This is a genomic window from Zhongshania guokunii, from assembly GCF_040892635.1.
GTDB lineage: Bacteria > Pseudomonadota > Gammaproteobacteria > Pseudomonadales > Spongiibacteraceae > Spongiibacter > Spongiibacter guokunii.
The window spans coordinates 169,646-188,638 of record NZ_JBFRYA010000001.1 but is presented as its reverse complement, the minus strand read 5'-3'; the positions used below and the strand labels follow the sequence as shown (position 1 = coordinate 188,638).

At 49.2% G+C, this 18,993-nt stretch carries 20 protein-coding genes; 7 read left to right on the top strand and 13 right to left on the bottom strand.

Going from position 1 to position 18,993, the window contains the following annotated elements; genetic code table 11:
- Positions 1-299: 299 nt before the first annotated feature.
- From AB4876_RS00795 to AB4876_RS00780, 4 genes are all read left to right on the top strand, one after another.
- On the top strand, positions 300-1,427 hold the full coding sequence (locus AB4876_RS00795; protein WP_368379757.1) for a ferredoxin reductase: 1,128 nt from the start codon (positions 300-302) through the stop codon (positions 1,425-1,427).
- Positions 1,428-1,453: 26 nt separating this feature from the next.
- The gene (locus tag AB4876_RS00790; protein WP_368379756.1) at positions 1,454-2,602 is read left to right on the top strand and encodes a fatty acid desaturase family protein; all 1,149 of its coding nucleotides are present in this window, start codon (positions 1,454-1,456) and stop codon (positions 2,600-2,602) included.
- Positions 2,603-2,703: 101 nt separating this feature from the next.
- Positions 2,704-3,384 carry a TetR family transcriptional regulator gene (locus AB4876_RS00785; protein ID WP_368379755.1) on the top strand — a complete coding sequence of 227 codons (681 nt, stop codon included), beginning with the start codon at positions 2,704-2,706 and terminating at the stop codon, positions 3,382-3,384.
- Positions 3,384-3,605, top strand: a complete 222-nt coding sequence (locus AB4876_RS00780; protein WP_008246857.1) for a DUF3820 family protein — start codon at positions 3,384-3,386, stop codon at positions 3,603-3,605. The genes AB4876_RS00785 and AB4876_RS00780 overlap by 1 nt, the downstream gene beginning before the upstream one ends.
- Before the next feature lie 2 nt (positions 3,606-3,607).
- On the opposite strand, the gene AB4876_RS00775 is transcribed toward AB4876_RS00780, so the two are convergent.
- From AB4876_RS00775 to AB4876_RS00750, 6 genes are all read right to left on the bottom strand, one after another.
- Positions 3,608-4,030: a hypothetical protein gene (locus tag AB4876_RS00775; RefSeq protein ID WP_368379754.1), complete on the bottom strand. Its 423-nt coding sequence runs from the start codon at positions 4,028-4,030 to the stop codon at positions 3,608-3,610.
- A gap of 86 nt (positions 4,031-4,116) precedes the next feature.
- Complete coding sequence (locus AB4876_RS00770) at positions 4,117-6,462, bottom strand: TonB-dependent receptor (protein ID WP_368379753.1); 2,346 nt, start codon at positions 6,460-6,462, stop codon at positions 4,117-4,119.
- 81 nt (positions 6,463-6,543) lie between these two features.
- On the bottom strand, positions 6,544-6,927 hold the full coding sequence (locus AB4876_RS00765; protein WP_368379752.1) for a hypothetical protein: 384 nt from the start codon (positions 6,925-6,927) through the stop codon (positions 6,544-6,546).
- Positions 6,917-7,348 (bottom strand): nuclear transport factor 2 family protein, encoded by a 432-nt coding sequence (locus AB4876_RS00760; protein WP_368379751.1) that lies wholly within the window; start codon positions 7,346-7,348, stop codon positions 6,917-6,919. The genes AB4876_RS00765 and AB4876_RS00760 overlap by 11 nt, the downstream gene beginning before the upstream one ends.
- A gap of 55 nt (positions 7,349-7,403) precedes the next feature.
- Positions 7,404-8,660, bottom strand: a complete 1,257-nt coding sequence (locus AB4876_RS00755) for a cytochrome P450 (protein WP_368379750.1) — start codon at positions 8,658-8,660, stop codon at positions 7,404-7,406.
- Positions 8,657-10,066 (bottom strand): aldehyde dehydrogenase family protein, encoded by a 1,410-nt coding sequence (locus AB4876_RS00750; RefSeq protein ID WP_368379749.1) that lies wholly within the window; start codon positions 10,064-10,066, stop codon positions 8,657-8,659. Before AB4876_RS00750 ends, AB4876_RS00755 begins: the two co-directional genes overlap by 4 nt.
- Before the next feature lie 160 nt (positions 10,067-10,226).
- Between AB4876_RS00750 and AB4876_RS00745 the strand changes: the two genes are divergently transcribed.
- Positions 10,227-10,742 (top strand): winged helix DNA-binding protein, encoded by a 516-nt coding sequence (locus AB4876_RS00745; protein ID WP_301030225.1) that lies wholly within the window; start codon positions 10,227-10,229, stop codon positions 10,740-10,742.
- A gap of 43 nt (positions 10,743-10,785) precedes the next feature.
- On the opposite strand, the gene AB4876_RS00740 is transcribed toward AB4876_RS00745, so the two are convergent.
- Complete coding sequence (locus tag AB4876_RS00740) at positions 10,786-11,514, bottom strand: SDR family oxidoreductase (protein WP_368379748.1); 729 nt, start codon at positions 11,512-11,514, stop codon at positions 10,786-10,788.
- Between the two features lie 162 nt (positions 11,515-11,676).
- Here AB4876_RS00740 and AB4876_RS00735 point away from each other — a divergent pair, with 162 nt between their 5' ends.
- On the top strand, positions 11,677-12,492 hold the full coding sequence (locus tag AB4876_RS00735) for a queuosine precursor transporter (RefSeq protein ID WP_368379747.1): 816 nt from the start codon (positions 11,677-11,679) through the stop codon (positions 12,490-12,492).
- A 27-nt stretch (positions 12,493-12,519) separates the two neighbouring features.
- Here AB4876_RS00735 and AB4876_RS00730 read toward each other — a convergent pair whose 3' ends face one another.
- The gene (locus AB4876_RS00730; RefSeq protein WP_368379746.1) at positions 12,520-13,668 is read right to left on the bottom strand and encodes an acyl-CoA dehydrogenase family protein; all 1,149 of its coding nucleotides are present in this window, start codon (positions 13,666-13,668) and stop codon (positions 12,520-12,522) included.
- A gap of 132 nt (positions 13,669-13,800) precedes the next feature.
- Positions 13,801-14,571, bottom strand: a complete 771-nt coding sequence (locus AB4876_RS00725; protein ID WP_368379745.1) for an SDR family NAD(P)-dependent oxidoreductase — start codon at positions 14,569-14,571, stop codon at positions 13,801-13,803.
- 192 nt (positions 14,572-14,763) lie between these two features.
- On the opposite strand from AB4876_RS00725, the gene AB4876_RS00720 reads away from it, so the two are divergent.
- Positions 14,764-15,765, top strand: coding sequence for an AraC family transcriptional regulator (locus AB4876_RS00720; protein ID WP_368379744.1), 1,002 nt, complete (start codon positions 14,764-14,766; stop codon positions 15,763-15,765).
- A 235-nt stretch (positions 15,766-16,000) separates the two neighbouring features.
- Here AB4876_RS00720 and AB4876_RS00715 read toward each other — a convergent pair whose 3' ends face one another.
- From AB4876_RS00715 to AB4876_RS00700, 4 genes are all read right to left on the bottom strand, one after another.
- Positions 16,001-16,258 (bottom strand): cytochrome C oxidase subunit IV family protein, encoded by a 258-nt coding sequence (locus AB4876_RS00715; RefSeq protein WP_368379743.1) that lies wholly within the window; start codon positions 16,256-16,258, stop codon positions 16,001-16,003.
- Position 16,259: 1 nt separating this feature from the next.
- Positions 16,260-16,832, bottom strand: a complete 573-nt coding sequence (locus tag AB4876_RS00710) for a cytochrome c oxidase subunit 3 family protein (RefSeq protein WP_368379742.1) — start codon at positions 16,830-16,832, stop codon at positions 16,260-16,262.
- A gap of 369 nt (positions 16,833-17,201) precedes the next feature.
- On the bottom strand, positions 17,202-17,534 hold the full coding sequence (locus AB4876_RS00705; protein WP_368379741.1) for an AtuA-related protein: 333 nt from the start codon (positions 17,532-17,534) through the stop codon (positions 17,202-17,204).
- A 2-nt stretch (positions 17,535-17,536) separates the two neighbouring features.
- Entirely contained in the window at positions 17,537-18,904 is a 1,368-nt protein-coding gene (locus AB4876_RS00700) for an acyclic terpene utilization AtuA family protein (protein ID WP_368379740.1), read from the bottom strand.
- Between the last annotated feature and the right edge of the window lie 89 nt (positions 18,905-18,993).

Here is an 18,993-nt window from a genome sequence, read left to right as displayed (position 1 = left end):
CAGAATTGTTATTGGCAATCCCAGTTACACATACCGCTGGCAATTCAGTAGCCAAGCATATCGCCGTAAATTTATTGGTAATAATTCGCCGCAGCAGCAGATCAATTACCGTAATTGCTATCAGATATCCAATAAAAACTATATTTTTCAAATATTTAAATAAAAAAAGCCATACAAGCGAGTTAGAACACCATATTAATTATTTGTGAACACCTGTTGACTTAACACCTTGCCACCCATAAAGTGCACACATGTTCACAAATAAATCTTTTAGCAGGCCCCACCACAAGGAGAAAGCAATGAACCTCAGCACCAATCCATCGCGTAGTACTTGGCGGAAAATTGCCGACTCTCGGCTAATTAATGCCCTCGCAGCCCCCAATGGCATGGGCCGTTATTTAGAGGCATTAAATCCAATGTGGTCGCTGGATCAGAATCGAATCCCGGCTTATATCACTGCAATTCACCGTGAAACCAGCGATTCAGTAACACTAGAGCTTTCGCCAAATGGCGACTGGCCGGGCTTTCGCTCAGGTCAATTTTGCCAGTTGTATATCGAAATTAACGGTCGCTTGCATAGCCGTAGCTACTCCTTAAACCGCCGCGCTGGCCACCTCGCGATTACCGTAAAAGCGCAGGCCGATGGCTTGGTTTCCAAGCACATCAACAGCAAATTAAACGTGGGCGACATAATCCGTTTATCGCCGCCGATGGGCGACTTTGTTTTACCGGTGCAGTTGCCCGACGCCATGCTAATGATCGCAGCTGGCAGCGGTATTACGCCAATCATGGCAATGGTAGAAGCAGCGCTAAAAAAGGGCTACCAAGGCGGTATCACCCTGCTCTACTACAACCGCAGCGAAGCCGACACCATCTTCATTAAGCGCCTACAAGAACTTGCCAGCGCCAATCAACATTTCTCGCTGTTACCCGTTTTTAGCGATGGCAGCAGTGAGTTGAGTGGCCATTTCAACCAGCATCATTTACTCAAGGCATTGAGTTTTCAAAACACCCTTAGTGCGCACACCGCAGCAGTGAGCTTACCCGAGTGCTTTGTTTGCGGGCCGGAGTCTTTAATTCAGGCCGTAAGCGAGGAATATAAACAGTTTGGCCACGCCGAAAAATTCCACGCCGAGCGCTTTAAGCCGGTAATCAATGTATCGGGGAATACCGAGGTCGTTGGCAAACTGGCTTTTAAAAGCAGCCAATGTGAAGTAAGCAGCGACAATCGCAATTTGCTGGAACAAGCCGAAGCCGCTGGTCTACAGCCCCAAGCGGGCTGTCGCATGGGCATTTGTCACAGCTGTAGCTGCCTTAAAACCGAAGGCAGCGTACGCAATATGAATAGCGGTGAAATAAGCCACGGCGAAGAATATATTCGCCTGTGTATTTCCCAGCCACTTGGTGATGTCAGCCTCGCCATATAGTGAGCCACATTACAGGAGAAACTAGAATGAATTCGAATACCACAACAATGAATCCAGAGTTACTCGATGCCTTTGGCAGCGAAATAGAAGCCGTAAAGCAGCGCGCCCTTGCCGATCGCGGCGAGCGTGATGCCCGCTACATCAAAAAACTGATGCGAATTCACGACCTGCTCACCATTGGCGCTCGCCTTAGTATTTTTGCATCGCTGTTATTTTTACCCGCCGAGCTGTTCGGCTTTAGTATTGCACTAAACATCGCCAGTTGGCCGCTATTCTGGTTGCTATTAAGCGCCGGTAGCATTGGGCTTGGCATTGCCAAAATTCTCGACAATATGGAAATTGGCCATAATATCATTCACGGCCAGTACGACTGGATGGGCGACCCACGCTTTCATTCACGCCACTATGACTGGGACACTAACTGTCCAGGTTCACAGTGGGCAAATTCACATAATTACGAGCACCACACTTATACCAATATTTTGGGTAAAGATCGGGATATCGGCTACGGAATCTTACGCATGGATCCCGCGCAAAAATGGCACCCAGCCTATCTTGCCAACCCAGTTTTCGCGACATTGCTGATGCTGCTTTTTGATATGGGTGTTGCCCTACACGACGTCGAAATGGACAGTCTTCGCGCTGGCCGCAAAACCTTTAAAGACGTGTGGCCAAAGTTAAAGCAGTCACTTCGCAAAACTGCCCAAATTTGGGGAAAAGACTTTATTCTGTATCCCGCCCTAGCTGGGCCATTCTTTCCGATCATTCTAGCCGCCAATGCCAGCGCGAGTGTTATACGCAATATTTGGAGCTTCTCCATAATTTTTTGCGGCCACTTTCCCGACGGTGTACACACCTTCACCGAAGCATCCTGCGAAAACGAAAGTCGCGGCCAATGGTATTACCGGCAATTGCTTGGTTCAGCCAATCTCAGCGGCGGCAAGCTTTTCCATGTAATGAGTGGCAATCTGTCGCACCAGATTGAACACCACCTATTTCCAGATGTACCCGCTCACCGCTATGCAGAAATGTCAGTAGAAGTTCGCCAAATCTGCGAAAAATACGGCCTGCCCTACAATACTGGCCCGCTATATAGCCAGTACGCCACGGTATGGATGAAGATCTTTAAGTTAGCGCTACCACCACGCAATACGCCACGCCCTTTAGCAGCCTAAAACCTCTAGCCCTGGGCTAGGTTTAAATACAAGTCGTAGCCTCAGCCTGCTGAGGCTTGTACACTTAAACCCATTAACCTAGCACAGCCAGAGTACGCTCAATGAGTCGCCCCCAAAAACGCCACCGCAGCCACAGTGACACCCTGATCAACACACGTCAGGCACTGCTCGAAGCGGTACTGGAACTCATTAGCCGCGACAAGAGTTTCGATGCGATTAGTCTTCGTGAGGTCACCCGCGAGGTTGGCATTACCCCCGGCGCCTTTTACCGACATTTTCCAGACATGAATACCCTTGGACTGGAACTGGTGACATCCTCTTTCAGCACACTGCGCGCGATGCTTATCACCGTACGCGCCAACCCGCTGCCAAAAGAATTGATCATTCGCCGCTCAGTAGAGACATTTATCACTTACGTGCGCGCCCACCGCCGTCAGTTTCAGTTTATTGCTCGCGAAACCTTTGGTGGTGTTGCCTGTGTCCGCGACGCAATCAATGATGAATTCAAACAATTAGAGGCGGAACTCGCCCGTGACTTAGGTCGCATCGTTGCCAATGAAAACTGGAGTGAGGCCGATTTACGGATGCTCGCCAACTTAATGATCAGGTCCATGATTCAAATCGTAAACCAACAATTGATGGCGAGACCCCGCGGCGAAGATGACGCGGAGCTGATCAATCTTGCCGAAAAGCAGCTGCGGCTCATCGCCCTAGGCGCCAGTTTGTGGCAAAGCTCAGAAAGTAGCGCCCTTGCCGACAACAATATCACTGGCGAGCACTAATGGATCTTGAGCAGAACCCTCAGCAATTGATCGACGCGGTTAATCAAGTGATGCCCTTTGGTAAATACAAGGGCCGAAAATTACTAGAGTTGCCGGAGCCCTATTTAGTGTGGTTTCACAAACAGGGTTTTCCGGCAGGAAAGCTTGGCGAGCAGCTGGGCCTCATGTACGAAATCAAACTCAACGGCCTAGAGGGAATGCTAAGACCTTTGCTACGCTGAGCTTACAAGCCCGTTAATGGCGCGTTTACAATCGGTATTGGCGGCAGCGCAAGCTCAGTAGAAATTAGCGTACCCCCCGCCAGCAAATAATCACCCAGGCCCAGTGGATTCTCCATTAGCACATCCAGCACCGGAATTAATTGGCCCTTTAATGGCCCGCCCAAACCAATTACCGTCCCTACCGGCCCTAAGTCGCCCAGTACAATATCTTCACCAGTCTGAAACACCACCCCGCCGTTTTGTACACTGCGCGGCAACAGCCCCAAGTCCAGTACTGGTGCAAACAACGCCGCACCAGGACCCGCGCTCAGGCTGAACAAATTCGCCACGCCCTCTTGGGCAAAACTCACCGAGCTCACCATTAACGACAAGGTGAAACATCCAAGGGTACGCTTTAAGCAAGCGTAATTTTTTATCTTTGTCATATCACTTCATCCTTTTCAGTATTATTAAAAAACCGAAGCACTCGCCCATCGTCCCACAGGTAGAGGCTCCGGCAAGGCAAGCATCATTAACCGCCAAAATCCCACTTTAGCCGCAGACCATATGTGCGCGGCGGCGCTAGGGTAACGGTGCGACCAAAGTCTTGCTGCACCATTGCTTGGGTGTATTGTTCGTCCTTCGCATTATTTACAAAGCCCGTTAGCTGCAAGCCGAGGGGATCGTAAAAATAAGAAACTCGCGCAGACCAAGTTTCGAATTGGCTCTGCTCGTAAAAGGGCGAGTTTTGCGGCGTGGTGTTGTAGCCACCGTTAAAGTAGTAGTCAACGCCAAACTCGAGGTCGCCAATATCCCCTAAACTCACAAACTGGTTGGCCGACACACTGGAGCTAAAGCGTGGCGTGCGCACAATGCGGTTGCCGCTAAAGTCACGAGAAGTGTCGCCCACTAGGCTATCGGAACCAAAGTACAGGCCGGTGTCGTCATCAAAGCCAGCGCCGTCTTTATAGTCTGTATAAATCGCATCTAAATAGGTGGCACCGCCGGTAATCACTAAACCCGCATTCCAACTCGGCATTGGCTGCCATTGGAAGTCAATCTCGGCCCCTTCAATTTCGCCAGTACCGGCGTTTTTAAACGTCACCACCCCGCCAGAGGGAATCGCCACCAGAGCGGTGAGCAAACCGTCTATTTTGGTTTTAAACAACGCGCCGTTTAAACGCAGTGTGCCATCCATCAAGTCCGTCTTAATCCCCAGCTCAAAAGCGGTGGCCTCTTCGCGCTCGACTGGGTCGGGGTTAGTAAAGAAGTTAACAATATTGTAGGTAGGGCTTTTGTAACCACGCTGCGCCGAGGCGAACAACTGGATATTCTCTGTGGGGAATATTTGCAGGGCAATACGCGGCGACACGGTATTCTCTTCTAAATCCGGCGCGCTAAAATTAGAGAGCCGAGTATTTTGCGAGCGATCACCGGAGCGGTAATACTCGTTTGGCGGGTCACCCGCCAGCGGGCTAACCACGTCTAAATAGCTATTGGTAATGCCGCGCACTTCTTCTTGATAGCGCACACCCGCAGTAATATTTAACCAATTAGTGGTAAACCACGTTGCCTGCGCATACGCAGAATTCGACTCGGTGGTGAGAATACCGCCGTTACCGAGCACAATATCTGGCGTGGAGTTTAATAGCGGGCCAATAATTGGCGCCAACAAACTCGGCAAGCCCAGTGCAGACGCCGCCACGCCGGCCGCATTCAAGGTGAGGTATAAGCTGCCAAAACCGCCCTCGCCCTCTAAACGATAAAGCCCCGCTACCCACTCAACGTCGTCGGCCAGCCAAGTGTCTTCATTGGATAAGATTTGCAATTCATAGGTTTTCTGATCATTAAACTGATCGGCGCTGTAAAAATAGGCCTCGGCTTTTTCGGTAGAGTCTAAATCGTAATGGGCCTCGTCAACCACCGCGTAATTTTCTGAGTAAATAAACTTCACGTCTACCGGACCAGGATGCCACTCAACAATACCGCCGTAGAGTTCGTTCATGGTGGAGTTGCCGCCCAGATCATTATTGTGCCACACCCGATCTAGCTCATCTGGCTCTACACCGCCACCCAATAGCGGCGATGGCCGCGTGTTTTCCTGAGACAGCGAATTGCTCGAAAACTGGTTTCCGTATGCGGCAATTAAGGTCATGGCAAAGCTGTCGGTAGGGTCCCAGCGCAATTTCACACGGGCGCCCTCGGCAAACTCATCGCGCATTGGCCCAGCTTCACCGTAAACTTCATTGCGGCCGTACAAATCTTGATAGCTCTCAAACAAGGAAACGGTAGCGCCAAAATGCTCACCAATTGGCAGGCCGAAATAGAGCTGATTTTCCCGAGCGTTGTAGTTACCGAATTCAGTTTTTAAGTAACCACCAAACTGCTCTGGCGGATCTTCGGTAATAATACTAATGGCGCCGCCAGTGGCATTGCGACCAAACAAGGTGCCCTGCGGGCCTTTAAGTACTTCCACCCGTTTTACTGCGCCAAGGGTGTCTTGCTTACCCTGGCTAGGACCAATATTAATGCCGTCGATGTAGGTGGCAATACTGGGGTCTGCATTGGGCAAAAACGCATCACTGCCCACCCCACGCAAATAAATAACCGTGTAGCCATAGGCATAAGTAAAGGTCAGGCCAGGCGTTACTTTTTGTAAATCGGCTGTCGACTCCACGCCCATGGCATCGAGTTTTTCACTGCTAAAGGCGCTAATCATAATGGGAATATCTTGGGAATCTTCCTCGCGCTTTTGGGCAGTAACCATCACCTCTTCTATTAAACGACTGCCTTGGCCAGCGGCCATGCTGGGAACAGAAGCCACCGTTCCCGCGCTTGCAATCATTGCTAAACACAGTTTTTTGTATTGAATTCTCATTGGGCACTCACCATTTTTATAAAACTATTTATTGTTATATACATTGCAATTTTTATAGGTTTGCTTTTATTAGCTTATAAATTAAGACTCATTTCGACTCACTAATGCCCTCAATAAAAGCAGCGCCGACATAAAATCGGCTGCCGCCAAGGCCATAAACGCCGGCGACACGCCCTGCATATAGGCAAACAACAACCAAGCTGCGGCGCTCGTTTTTACAAACAAGCTAATACCGACTATTGCCCGCGAATCTGCCAATTGCAGCCGTAATAGCGCAAAGCCAAGCCCAAGCACCCCAGCAACCCCAACAAAGGTATTTATCGCAGCCTTGGCGCCGCCGCGATAAATATCACTTTCGCCAAAACCCAATAACAATTCGACAACATAGTCATTGAGCACCGGCGTGGCCAGCAGCACGAACAAACCGACATCTGAGCGATAAACACTGCGATGATTAAACGCCATTGGGAGCAAACGCCTGTTGTGCAACGGCGGTGTTCATAAAGTCGCGGAACCACAACCAGCGTCCGTCTTTGCAGGTAATCACATGCACAAAGGGCGACTTAATTTCATTGCCATTGGTTTTGGTGGTCAGTCTAAGTTTGCCAACCACAATCACCCTGTCGTTCTCACAAATAAATTCATCGGCGTCAAACACATGAATATCTACAGACGACAACACCGTGCTAAAAAACTTTCGGCACTCGGTTTTGCCATGGTATTCACCGGCATAAGGGATCGCCGCTGGCCCGTAAAACTCGATGGTCGCTTCATCGTGTAGCAGCTCTACAATGCCATCGACATCGTGACTACCAAAGCGCACAAAAATTTCTTTGGTTAGGGCTAAGTTGGCTGCTTCAAGAGTCTTTACGTCGCTATCAGTCATTGCTATTTCCTTTTATTAAATACCATCATTATTGATTCGAAACGCGTTTACCAAGTTAGCTTGACGCTAATTTTAAGGGCAAGGTACTAAAGCCATAGGCCAGTAAACCGCCGGATTGACGGCTAGAATTTAACAAGCTGCCCTCCACTCCGGTGCATTTATCTAAAATCATATTCAACATAATCTCGCCTTCAATACGCGCTAAAGGCGCGCCCAAGCAATGATGAATACCACGACCAAAGGTGAAGTGTTTGTTGGCATTTTTGCGATTGATATTAAATTGCTCGGGATTTTCAAATACCGACTCATCGTGATTGGCCGCAGCCATAAAAAAGGCCACCCAATCGCCAGACTTAATCTGCTGGCCACCAATATCGCAGTCTTGTGTAACACAGCGGAATAAACGCTGCGGCGGACCATCGCGCCGCAGACTCTCTTCCATAAAGGGGCGAATTAAACTGCGGTCTTGCTTGAGGCGTTCAAACCAGCTGTTGTCTTCTAGCAGCACGCCCATCAAATTGCCGAGGAAATAGGTCGTCGTTTCGGCGCCAGCCACCACCAAGGTGATGCAGAACAAAATTACCTCTTCCTTATTCAGGCCATTGCCCTCGTACTCGGCGGTGATAAAGGCGGTCATTAAGTCGTCTGTAACCTCATTACCCGCTTCTATGTTGTGGTAGCGCTCCCCCACTTTGGCAACAAAGTAATGGAATAACTCTTCATTACAGCTTTGCCGCTCTTCGGGCGTAAAATCTGAAGACACCATAAAGGCATTGGCCCAGCGCACGAGTTTTTTGTAATCTTCTTTGGGTAAGCCCATCAAATAGGTCATTACCATAGCGGGAATCACCCCCGCGACCTCGGTCATAAAATCGATGGTTACGCCAAGGTTGTGGTCGATAATTGTGCTAACGTCATTGCGCAATCGCGCCACAATATTGTCGTGAATTCGCTTAGGGGTGAACGCCATTTTGGCGAGATTGCGCAATTCGGTATGGCGCGGCTTATCGTGATTGACCAACATTAAGCTCGGCGCACTGGAATTTGCCTGCATAGGATCTTCCGATGAAAAAATATCGGGATTGCTAAGCACATAGTCCACATCTGCATAGCGGGTAATCACCCACGCGGGAAATGGCGTATCCACCCCTGGCACTGTGCCCGGCGGGTAGTCGAGCAAACCATTTACCGGCGGCTGGCCACGGAGTTTTTTATACACCGGATAGGGATTTTGAATACATTCCGGCGCCAGCATATTGGCAACGACTAGGCTCAAATCATCTGCGCTATTTTCAAGTACATGACTACTCATATCTTCCTCATTATTTTATTAAGTATTCTGAACTGGGGGGTGTAGGGCGGCGTCACCCAGCCGGAAATATCCAGCCAGCCAGACTTAAATATCGCCCGTGTATGTGAAAACTCATTAAAGCCGTCGAGGCCGCGATACTTACCCATACCGCTGCGGCCCACCCCGCCAAAGGGCAGGTCATCATTGGCGTATTGAAATATCACGTCGTTTTTTACTAGTGCGCCAGAACAAGTCTGCTCGGCAATAGCCTTAAATTCGCGGTCATCGCTACCAAAGTAATAAATCACCAGAGGGTGGCCACCACGGCGAATTTCAGATAGTTGCTCGTCTAAATTACCGATGGTTTTAATAAGCAGCAGCGGCCCGAAAATTTCGTCACTACAGATTTTGGTATTTGCAGGGGCATCAATAACAATATTCAGCTGGTAAGCGTGTTCGCCAATGTCATCGCCAAAGCTGACGACCCGCGCGCCCTGCGCCGCAGAATCGGCCACCAATCCGGCCAGGCGCTGACGATGGCGGTCGTTAATCACGGTGACGCTGTCTACCGAGCCGGCGTTGGCGTTCATTGCTGCTACCGCTTCGCGCAGGCAGTTAAGAAACTCTTCGAGCCGGTCGGCGGCGATCATCAAATAATCTGGGGCAATACAGATTTGGCCAGCGTTGAAATACTTGCCAAAGGCGATGCGCTGCGCGGTCTTTTTTAAGTTGGCAGACTCGCTAACAATCACCGGCGACTTGCCGCCTAACTCCAAGGTTAGCGGCACCAAATTAACGGCTGCTGCGGCCATAATATGGCGGGCCACGGTTTCACCGCCGGTATAAATAAGATGATCAAAGGGCAGTGTTACAAATTGCTGCGCCAGCGCCGCCTCACCACACACCACGGCAACCTCGGTGTCGGCAAAATATTTGGCAATAAGCTCCGCAAGCAAGGCCGAGCTGGCTGGGGTAAATTCCGAAGGTTTTATTAAGGCCCGATTGCCCGCCGCCAACACCGACACCAGCGGCGACAGCGCAAGATTTATCGGGAAATTCCACGGGCTGACAATACCCACCACACCTTTTGGAAAGGCTTGGGTCAAGGTTTTAGCACCACTCAGCCACAGGCTGAAATCGGGGCTGCGCCGCGAAGCCTGCATCCAAAATTTAAGATTCTTAAGGGCGTAATTCACCGACTTGATGGTGGTGGTAATTTCCGCAAAGGAGCTTTGATCTGCCGAGCGATAGCCAAAATCGGCTGACAACGCAGCGCACAGCGCAGTTTCGTTCTCTACCAACAACGCCCGTAAACGAGTGAGCCGGTCTACGCGGGTCTTTAAACTGGGAAAGCGCTCATCGGCATAGCCACGGCGAAGCGTGCCAAAGGCCGCCTGTAAATTTGAGTCTAAAGATAAAGTGTTCATTGCTTACTCGTATTATCATTTTCACGAAATGTAATACTTATAAGAAATAGTGTCAACAGGAAATAGTTTCCAATAAACCAAGTACCTTAATTCAAATATCTTGACACTAGACTGCTTTCGTCACTAAATTCACATACAAATCAATATATTGAGGCTCGCTTTGAAAAACCATTGGAAAACCGCTGCCGACGTACCTGTTACAGCAGATAATGCACCCAATATGTTTTTGGACTATTTCTACCCCATCCATTTTTCGATAGGGATGAAAATTGAGGCCGGCTTAATGGAGTGTGGCCGCCTAGATCGCCACCAAACCGTGATTATGTGGATTCTGCGGTCGGAAGCGCAGCGCCGAGATGAGTCTGTTATTCGTCGCAAAGACATCGTTAAATTGATGACCAACTGGTATGACATTACCAGCAGCAGCGTTTCTAAAGCGCTACGTGCGCTTGCCAAAGAGCCATTGAATTACATCACTATTCTGGAAGACCCAAATTCAGGCCGCGAAAAGCTAATCGAAATGACCCCAGCCGGCAAACAACACTGCGACGAAATGATCGCCAGTGCCTGCGAGGTGATTAAGCGCATTAACGCAAACTTTTCTGAGGAAGAAAATAAAATGGGAATTTATATGTTTATGCGTATGGACGAGGAGTTTTCTAAAATACGTAGTTAACAATAAGCGGTGGATTGCCAGCCAGCCGCTTTACGCTATTGGATTAGTTGCTGGTGATATGACCCGCTTGTGGGCGCAACACAATATCCTCTACCACCACATTGCGATCTAGCTTATAAATTTCTAAAAATGCCTTAGCCACATCTTCTGCCGGCATCAACTGCTCTTTGTTCACCCCACTGCCCTGCCACGATGGCGAGTAAGTTGGCCCTGGCGACACGCAACACACCCGCACCCCTGCACCCCGCACTTCTTCGCGCAGCGCCTTGGTAAAGCCGCTAACCCCGTGTTTGGCCGCACAATAGGCCGACACACCGGCGTAGCCTTCAAAGCCCGCGGTTGACGACATGGTAAAAATATCTCCCGATTGGCGCGCCATCATGGCGGGCAATACCATTTTAGATAGCAAGAAGGTGCTGCGTAAATTGGCGGCAATAATGCGGTCAAAGTCTGCAACAGCCATATCGACAATACTCGCGCCCAGCCAGCTGCCAGCGTTATTGACGAGCACGTCTACGTCGCCCATTTCTGTTTTAAGAGTTTTTGCGAATTCAGCAACCTGCTCGGCATCGCTAACATCCACAGCGTAAACGTTTACCGCTTCTGCGCCAGTGCATTCGGCGGCGACCTGTTTTAAGCGGCTAGCGGTTCTGGCAACAAGCGCGAGGCGCACGGGGAAATCTGCCGTGGCAAAGCACTTGGCAATCGCTGCACCAATACCTTGCGAGGCGCCGGTGATTAGCACCAAGGGCGCGGGGTGTTTATCGAACATAGAAACTCACCTAGCAATACACTCGTCGCTGCACTATACCAAGCCTGTAAAATACAAAGCCTTTAGCTCAACGCCAATTAATGTAAAATGTGTTGAACCGCCATATTACCTCATTTCGGCGCCAGTATTCCCGCTCAGCGATTTCGCCACTAGGATACGTCCATGATTAACAATACCCTTAACAATAAGGCCACCCGCCTGTTTATTCTGCTGGGCGGCTTTTTTGTGGCGAACGCCCTGATTGCCGAATTGATCGGTGTAAAAATATTCTCGCTAGAACACAGCCTCGGCATCAACCCGCTGGACCTGAATATATTTGGCATTGAGCACCTCTCATTCAACCTCACCGTGGGGGTTTTGCTGTGGCCCTTTGTGTTTGTGCTTACCGACATTATTAATGAGTACTACGGCAAGCGCGGCGTGCAATTATTGTCTTATCTCACCGCCGGTTTAATTGTTTACGCCTTTGCCATGTTCTTTATTGGTATTCGCTTGGTACCCGCCGATTTTTGGCCCCAATCACACATTAATCCGGCACTACCCCAAATCGAACAAGATAATTTACGGGCGCTAGTAAGCAATTACGACGCGGCATTTAAGCTGGTATTTGGTCAGGGCCTGTGGATTATTCTCGGCTCACTGGTGGCTTTTTTGCTTGGCCAAATTATTGATGTGCAGGTCTTTCATCGGGTAAAAGAAATCACTGGCGAGCGCTGGATATGGCTGCGCGCCACCGGCTCAACCCTCGTTAGCCAGTTTATCGACAGCTTTGTGGTGTTATTCATCGCTTTTTATATAGGCGCCGATTGGAGTTTACAGCTGGTTTTCGCGATAGGCGTGGTGAACTATATCTACAAGTTTTTGATGGCAGTAGTCATGACGCCGGTGCTGTATGGCGTGCACTACCTTATTGAAAAATACTTGGGCGAGGAACTGGCCAGCACCTTAAAACAACAAGCACTGGCAAGCTCTAACTAACGGTAAAGCAAGGGTAAAGCGCGCTACTCAGCTAAAAATACTGCGCGAAATAATCATGCGCTGAATTTCGCTGGTGCCTTCGTAAATACTGGTAATGCGCACATCTCTGGCCAAACGCTCCAGCGGATATTCACGGTTATAACCATTGCCACCCAGAATTTGCAGGCCGGTGTAACAAGCCCGATTAGCGGCTTCCGAGGCAAACAATTTCGCCATCGAGGCCTGTTTGCCAAAATCGCCGCCACTCTCTTTGGTGAACGCCGCTTGCATTAATAGCAAACGCGCCGCCTCCATTTCGGTGTAGGCATCGGCCAACATCCACTGCAAACCTTGAAAGTTCGCAATCGGCTGACCAAATTGCTGACGCTCTTTGGCATAGTCTCTGGCGTAATCCAAGGCCGCTTCACCTAAACCTAAAGCCAGTGAACCAATACCAATGCGACCACCCGCCAACTCGCCCAAGGCCACTTGGTAGCCGCGATTCAGCGTGCCCATTAAAGCGCTGGCGGGTATACGGCAATCATCGAAATACACCGGATTGGTTGCCGAGCCCTTCTGTCCCATCTTCTCTTCAGCTGGCCCTACCGTAAGACCGGCAGTTTCGCGCTCAACCAAAAAGCAGGAAATACCCTTGCCGCGAGGTGCTTCTTTGTCGGTTACCGCCCACACCACAAATACCCCAGCGTACTCAGCACTGGTGATATAGGCTTTGGAGCCGTTTAGCACCCAACTGTCGCCATCGCGCACCGCTGTGGTTTTCATGCCCGAGGGGTCAGAACCGGCGCCAGATTCAGTCAGGCAAAAGCCCGCGGCCAAATAGTCGCCAGAGCAAATTTTGGGCAGATAATTCTGTTTCTGCTCGGCACTTGCCACCGACTGGATTACCTCGGCCACCATATTAGTCACCGACACCGTTACAGCGGTAGATGCGCAACCCCGAGCAATGCTGCTAATGGCCAAGCTAAAAGCAACAGAGCCGGCCTCAGTGCCACCGTACTCGGCATTAACATTCAGACCCATAAAGCCCAAATCAGCTAATTTTTTAAGATTTGCTAAAAACTCGCTTTTGCCCTCGCCGGCGTCCAACTTGACGGCATTGTCGACCAGCTCCTTCTCGGCAAAATCCCGTGCAGTTTGCTGAATAAACTGCTGCTCTTCCGATAGATTTAAATTCATATTGATCGCCTGCTTTATTAAATACTGCCAGCTACCCCTAGTATTAATTAGGGATATATCCCAGATGCACTTACTACATGCTAGGCCAACTTGAGCTCAAGGGAAGCCTAGACTTCCCTCAAAGCTCAGACATCACTTAGGCTGCATTCGCAAACCGGCATCCATGCGAATGCATTCGCCGTTGATATAATCGTTCTCAATCACGCTCGTCACCATGTGAGCAATTTCAGTAGCGCGGCCAAGACGTTTCGGGAAAAGTGGCGTGCTGCTCAGTGCCTCATACACAGGTGCAGGTAGCGACTCAAACATTGGAGTATTGATCAAACCGGGCGCGATACAGTTAACGCGAATACCAATGCTTGATAGGTCACGGGCAATTGGCAGAGTCATGCCAACAATTCCACCTTTACTCGCGCTGTACGCCGCTTGCCCAACCTGGCCTTCAAACGCCGCTACCGAGGCCGTATTCATAATCACGCCACGCACGCCGTCTTCGTTTTCAGGGGTATTTTTTGCCATTTGCTCAGCGCACAAACGCAGCACATTAAAGGTGCCAGTCAAATTTACCGCCAAGGTTTTGTTCCACAAATCCAATGGGAACGGTCCATCTTTACCCAAAGTCTTACTACCGGTAGCGATACCCGCGCAGTTAACACAAATATGAATAGCACCGAAGGCGGTCATGGTCTGCTCAATACCAGCCTTAATAGAGTCTTCACTGGTAACATTAACCTCGGCAAACACCACAGACTCACCCAATTCGGCAACTACCGCTGCGCCTGCGGTGGCGTTCAAGTCGAATATTACTGCCTTGGCGCCGAGGCTAACTAAGCGACGGACAATTTCCAAACCCATTCCTGACGCACCACCACTAACAACGGCTACTTTACCTTGAATATTCATATCGACTCCCCGCGCCACGCGCAAGTTTGATTAAGAAGTAAGCCGCGAGACACGCTGCACGGCCAAATGTGATAACACTACAAACAAAACGCCTATTGTCGGTGAAATCGCGCGGCCACAACAATGACGTAGGCCTGACAAAAAATAGACATTTTGTTACAATTCAAGCTCGGTATTTATGAGTCAATCGCCATGAGATCGCCCACCATCTCAATCTACTTTGTACACAAGTGCCTCCAGAATCTACACCAGCAACCACAGATCCAGAGAGCCCTGCTCGCCAAGAACCACATAAGCGCCAATTTGCTCAGCAAAGACAGCGCCCGCATACCCGCAGAGAACTACGCAAATCTGCTGCGTGACACCATGCAGGCCATGAATGACGAGCTTATGGGCTTTGGTCAGCAAGCACAAAAACTAGGCTGCTGGGCAACCATGACCGAGCTTGCCGCCAGCACTACCACGCTAGGCGAAGCCTTAGCGCGTTTAAGTCGCTTTTACCGCTTAATCCCCTGGGGGCTAGAAACGCGACTCAGTGTTAGCGGTGACAACGCAACAATATCCTTGCTGCCAAGCGAACCACAGCAAGACTTCGACCCGTATCTATATGAGTCATTTTTATTCTATATCCACCGCACGGCCAACTGGTTAATTGCACGACAGATACCCTTGCACAGGGTCGACTTCTGTTTTGCCGAAACCCCGCAGGCCGCCGAATATTGGAATCTATTTTTGTGCCAAAATATTCAATATGAGCAAGCAACTTCCCAAATCCATTTTTCGGCATCGTTACTCAATCAAAATATACGCAAATCACCGCAGGCTTTGACTAAGTTTCTTGAGCACGCCAACCTCGCCATGATCACTCAAAGCTATACCCAGAAAAGCTGGTATTACAAAACCAGCACCGAGCTAGAATCGAGAGTAGCCGACAACCCCAGTTTTAATGAAATAGCCAAAGCCCTAGAGCTACACCCCCACACCCTGCGCCACTACCTGCGCCTAGAAGGCTTTCAATACCAAAGCATTAAAGACCGAGTGCGTTGCGACACCGCCATTTACCATTTAAGCAGTGCCGGCCGCAGCGTAGAAGAAACAACCGCGTTCATCGGCTTTTCTGAACCCAGCGCCTTTATTCGCTCCTTTAAAAAATGGACGGGGGCAACACCACTGGAATACAAAAAAAAGACCTAAATTGCGCAAACCACATTGTTCGCAAGCGCCTAAATAGCCGGGAGAGCTTCATCAACCTATTACGGCCTATCTCTACGTAAAGACCATTCCCTGTGCATCGCCATCCTAAATTTTACACATCGCACTCTGAACTTAATTCAGAGCCCATACGCTACTAAAGTAGTTCTCGGCTACCCCACAACATTCGAAATCAGTCCCAGCATGATGTGTTTAGCAGATACGTAACAGATACGTATTAAGCCATTGAATACAAGACTATCAAGGCTGTGCAGCAGACAATACCCCAAGCCTCGCCGACGATTCGTAAAGCCAGAGGCGCATGATTAAGCTCCATAAAATGCATGATGACTAATCGTGTTTTAAAGAAGGCGATTAACAACATTACCGCAGGAATATTTAAAGCCGCATCGCCGCCCAGATACCATGACACAACGGTAGCCATAGCCAGCACTGCCCAAATTGCGGTATTAGACTGCAAGAAAATTGATTTCATATTATTTAATCAGATAAAGAATTGAAAAGAGAACGATCCACAACAGATCCACCATATGCCAGTAGGTCGCCCCACTTTCGAGTAAGGCAAGGTCATCTTTAAGTGGCTTATTGTGCCGCAACCGCAAAATCATATAGGTCAGCACCCCCATACCAATTATTAAATGCAGGAAATGAATACCAGTAAAAATATAGTAATACATGAAAAAATCATTGGTGGTTAGGTTGATACCATGTTCGATTTTTTCACCGTATTCGAAAATTTTCACTATCCCAAAGCCCAATCCGCACAACCAAGCAAGGGAAAGACACTTGCGGGCCATACCCCGCAACCCTTTTCTTACCGCGCTCATTCCTAAAACCACAAACCACGAGCTAGTCAGCAACAATACGGTATTTAATGCACCCCAGTTTTGATTGAGCTGGGCTTGGGAGGATTGAAATAATTCAAGATCGAAACTGCGATAATAGGCAAAGGTTACAAAAAACAAGCCGAAGATAAACATATCGCCGAGCACAAAAATCCAAATACCGGCTTCGCCAGGAATGTGCTTTTCTTTTGTCAAACTACTCACAAACGCCCCTTATTGATTTTATAGATACGCCATAGGATTAATGACCGCGCCCAAGGATTATACTCAAAGCTGTTTGAATAGAAACATGTTCTCCACCCTGATATACGCAATGCCGTGAAGATGACTATAACGCAATAGTATGCGGAAAATTTTAAGATGAGTGTTTTTAACGACACTTACTCGTGCCTAGCGACACTGTGACGATGCTATGAATGAGATTCGTTTTGCAAAACAGGTTTTAGGTGGGAGAGTTTAAGCTTCTTCAGATTAAAACCGCGATGACGACAGATTTCATTAAACTGCCGTCATCGCTACTAAACAATAGGCCAAAGCTTCGATGAGCTTATTGTTTAGCCTTGCTGTAATGACTTAAGCCAGCAGTTCGTCGGGCACTTCTAGCTCCATAAAGAGCAGAGCAAGACCGTGTACTTTACCCTGAGCATCCATAATCAAGGTTTCAGTACCACCACCGCCGAGTGAATCTTCAAGGATAAAATTCAGCGCGTTGAGGTTATCTAACTCATAGCGCGTCACTTTACCAAAGCAGATTTCTTTAAAGTGCTCTTTTACCAGCTCGGTGGTCAGTGTCATTTTAAGAAACTGATATATCGCTGGGGTGCGGGCTTTAATACCCACATTGGAACCGTCGCCTTTATCACCGCTGCGGGCGATGGCAATATCCATCAACTGTACTTTAGCCATGATTATACTTCCTCTACCGTAACGGTGGTGGTGACTTTGGTTTTGTCGATCAAGGCTGGCCAGTAGCCAACAATCTCGGTTGGCCGTGGACGACCCGCCGCAAATCCAGTAACACCCACTGGGCCGCTAGTAATCAGTGGCGCAACTTCCCTGCCAAGTAGATTAAGCAATTCTTTGTTCTGGCTCTTTGCACCAACACGCAACAACACTTCTGCAGGCTCTTCGTTCTGCTTCACAATGCCCTTGTAGCAAACATTGGTGCCAAACACTTCTACAAAGCGATCTTCTTCTGGAATCGGTGTACCGTAAAGGGCCACACGATCAAACAAAATTTGTGCTGCTAGCTCGGCTTTCTGAACCGCATCTGGCGCGGTATAGGTCAGAGTACCAACAATCTTGTAGCCGTTTTCATATGACATCGACACTTTGTAAGTCGGCGTTGGCGCACTACCCTTAATACCAGATACACGCACGCGGTTTTCGCCATCTTGCTCTAGCTGAATGGTGGTGAAGTCGGTCTGGCAGTCTGGCCCAAGGTAACCCTTTGGATCGCCTAGTTCGTAAAGCAGCTGCGAAGAGATGGTATCGATATTGACCAAACCACCAGTACCTTCATGCTTAGTAACAACAAATGTGCCGTCAGCTTTGGCCTCTACAACTGGGTAGCCAATGCGAGCAAAATCGGGCACAGATTTCCAATCGCAGTAGTTACCACCGGTGCACTGGGCGCCACATTCTAGAATATGGCCCATAACCGTACCGGCAGCTAGCTTGTCGAAATCATCCATCGACCAGCCAAATTCATAAATCAGCGGCGCAAGTACTACCGAGGGGTCAGTAGCGCGGCCAGTAACTACAATGTCAGCGCCCTGGGCCAAAGCGTCAGCAATCGGCTTAGCGCCGATATACACGTTGGCGCTCGACATTCTGCTCAGTACTTGCTCAACACCTTCGCCGGTATCGAGGTTTTTAAATGTTTCTCCGGACTTCATCAGCTCGGGAATCTGGTCGAGGATATCGTCGCCTTCGACAATACCGATTTTAATGCCGGTCAAGCCTAATTCTTTAACAACTTCTTTTATCGCCTTCAAGCAGCCCTGAGGGTTAACACCACCAGCGTTGGCAATAACTTTAATGCCCTTTTCTTTACACGTTGGCAGAATCTCTTTCAACATCGACACGAAGTCGGTGGCGTAACCCAGTTCTGGGTTGCGCAAGCGCTGCTTCTGCATAATGCTCATGGTTACTTCGGCCAAATAATCCAGCGTCAGATAATCCAGCGGGCCTTCCGACACCAGACGTTTAGGTCCGAGGAGACTGTCGCCCCAAAAACCCTGTCCGTTGGCGATCAGTACGGTTTTGTCACTCATAGTCAGTACCTATAGATCGTGTAGAAAAATGGCGCACCACAAATGCAGTGCGTGGCTTACTCGTTTAAATCGCCCTTGGTCGCTGTGCC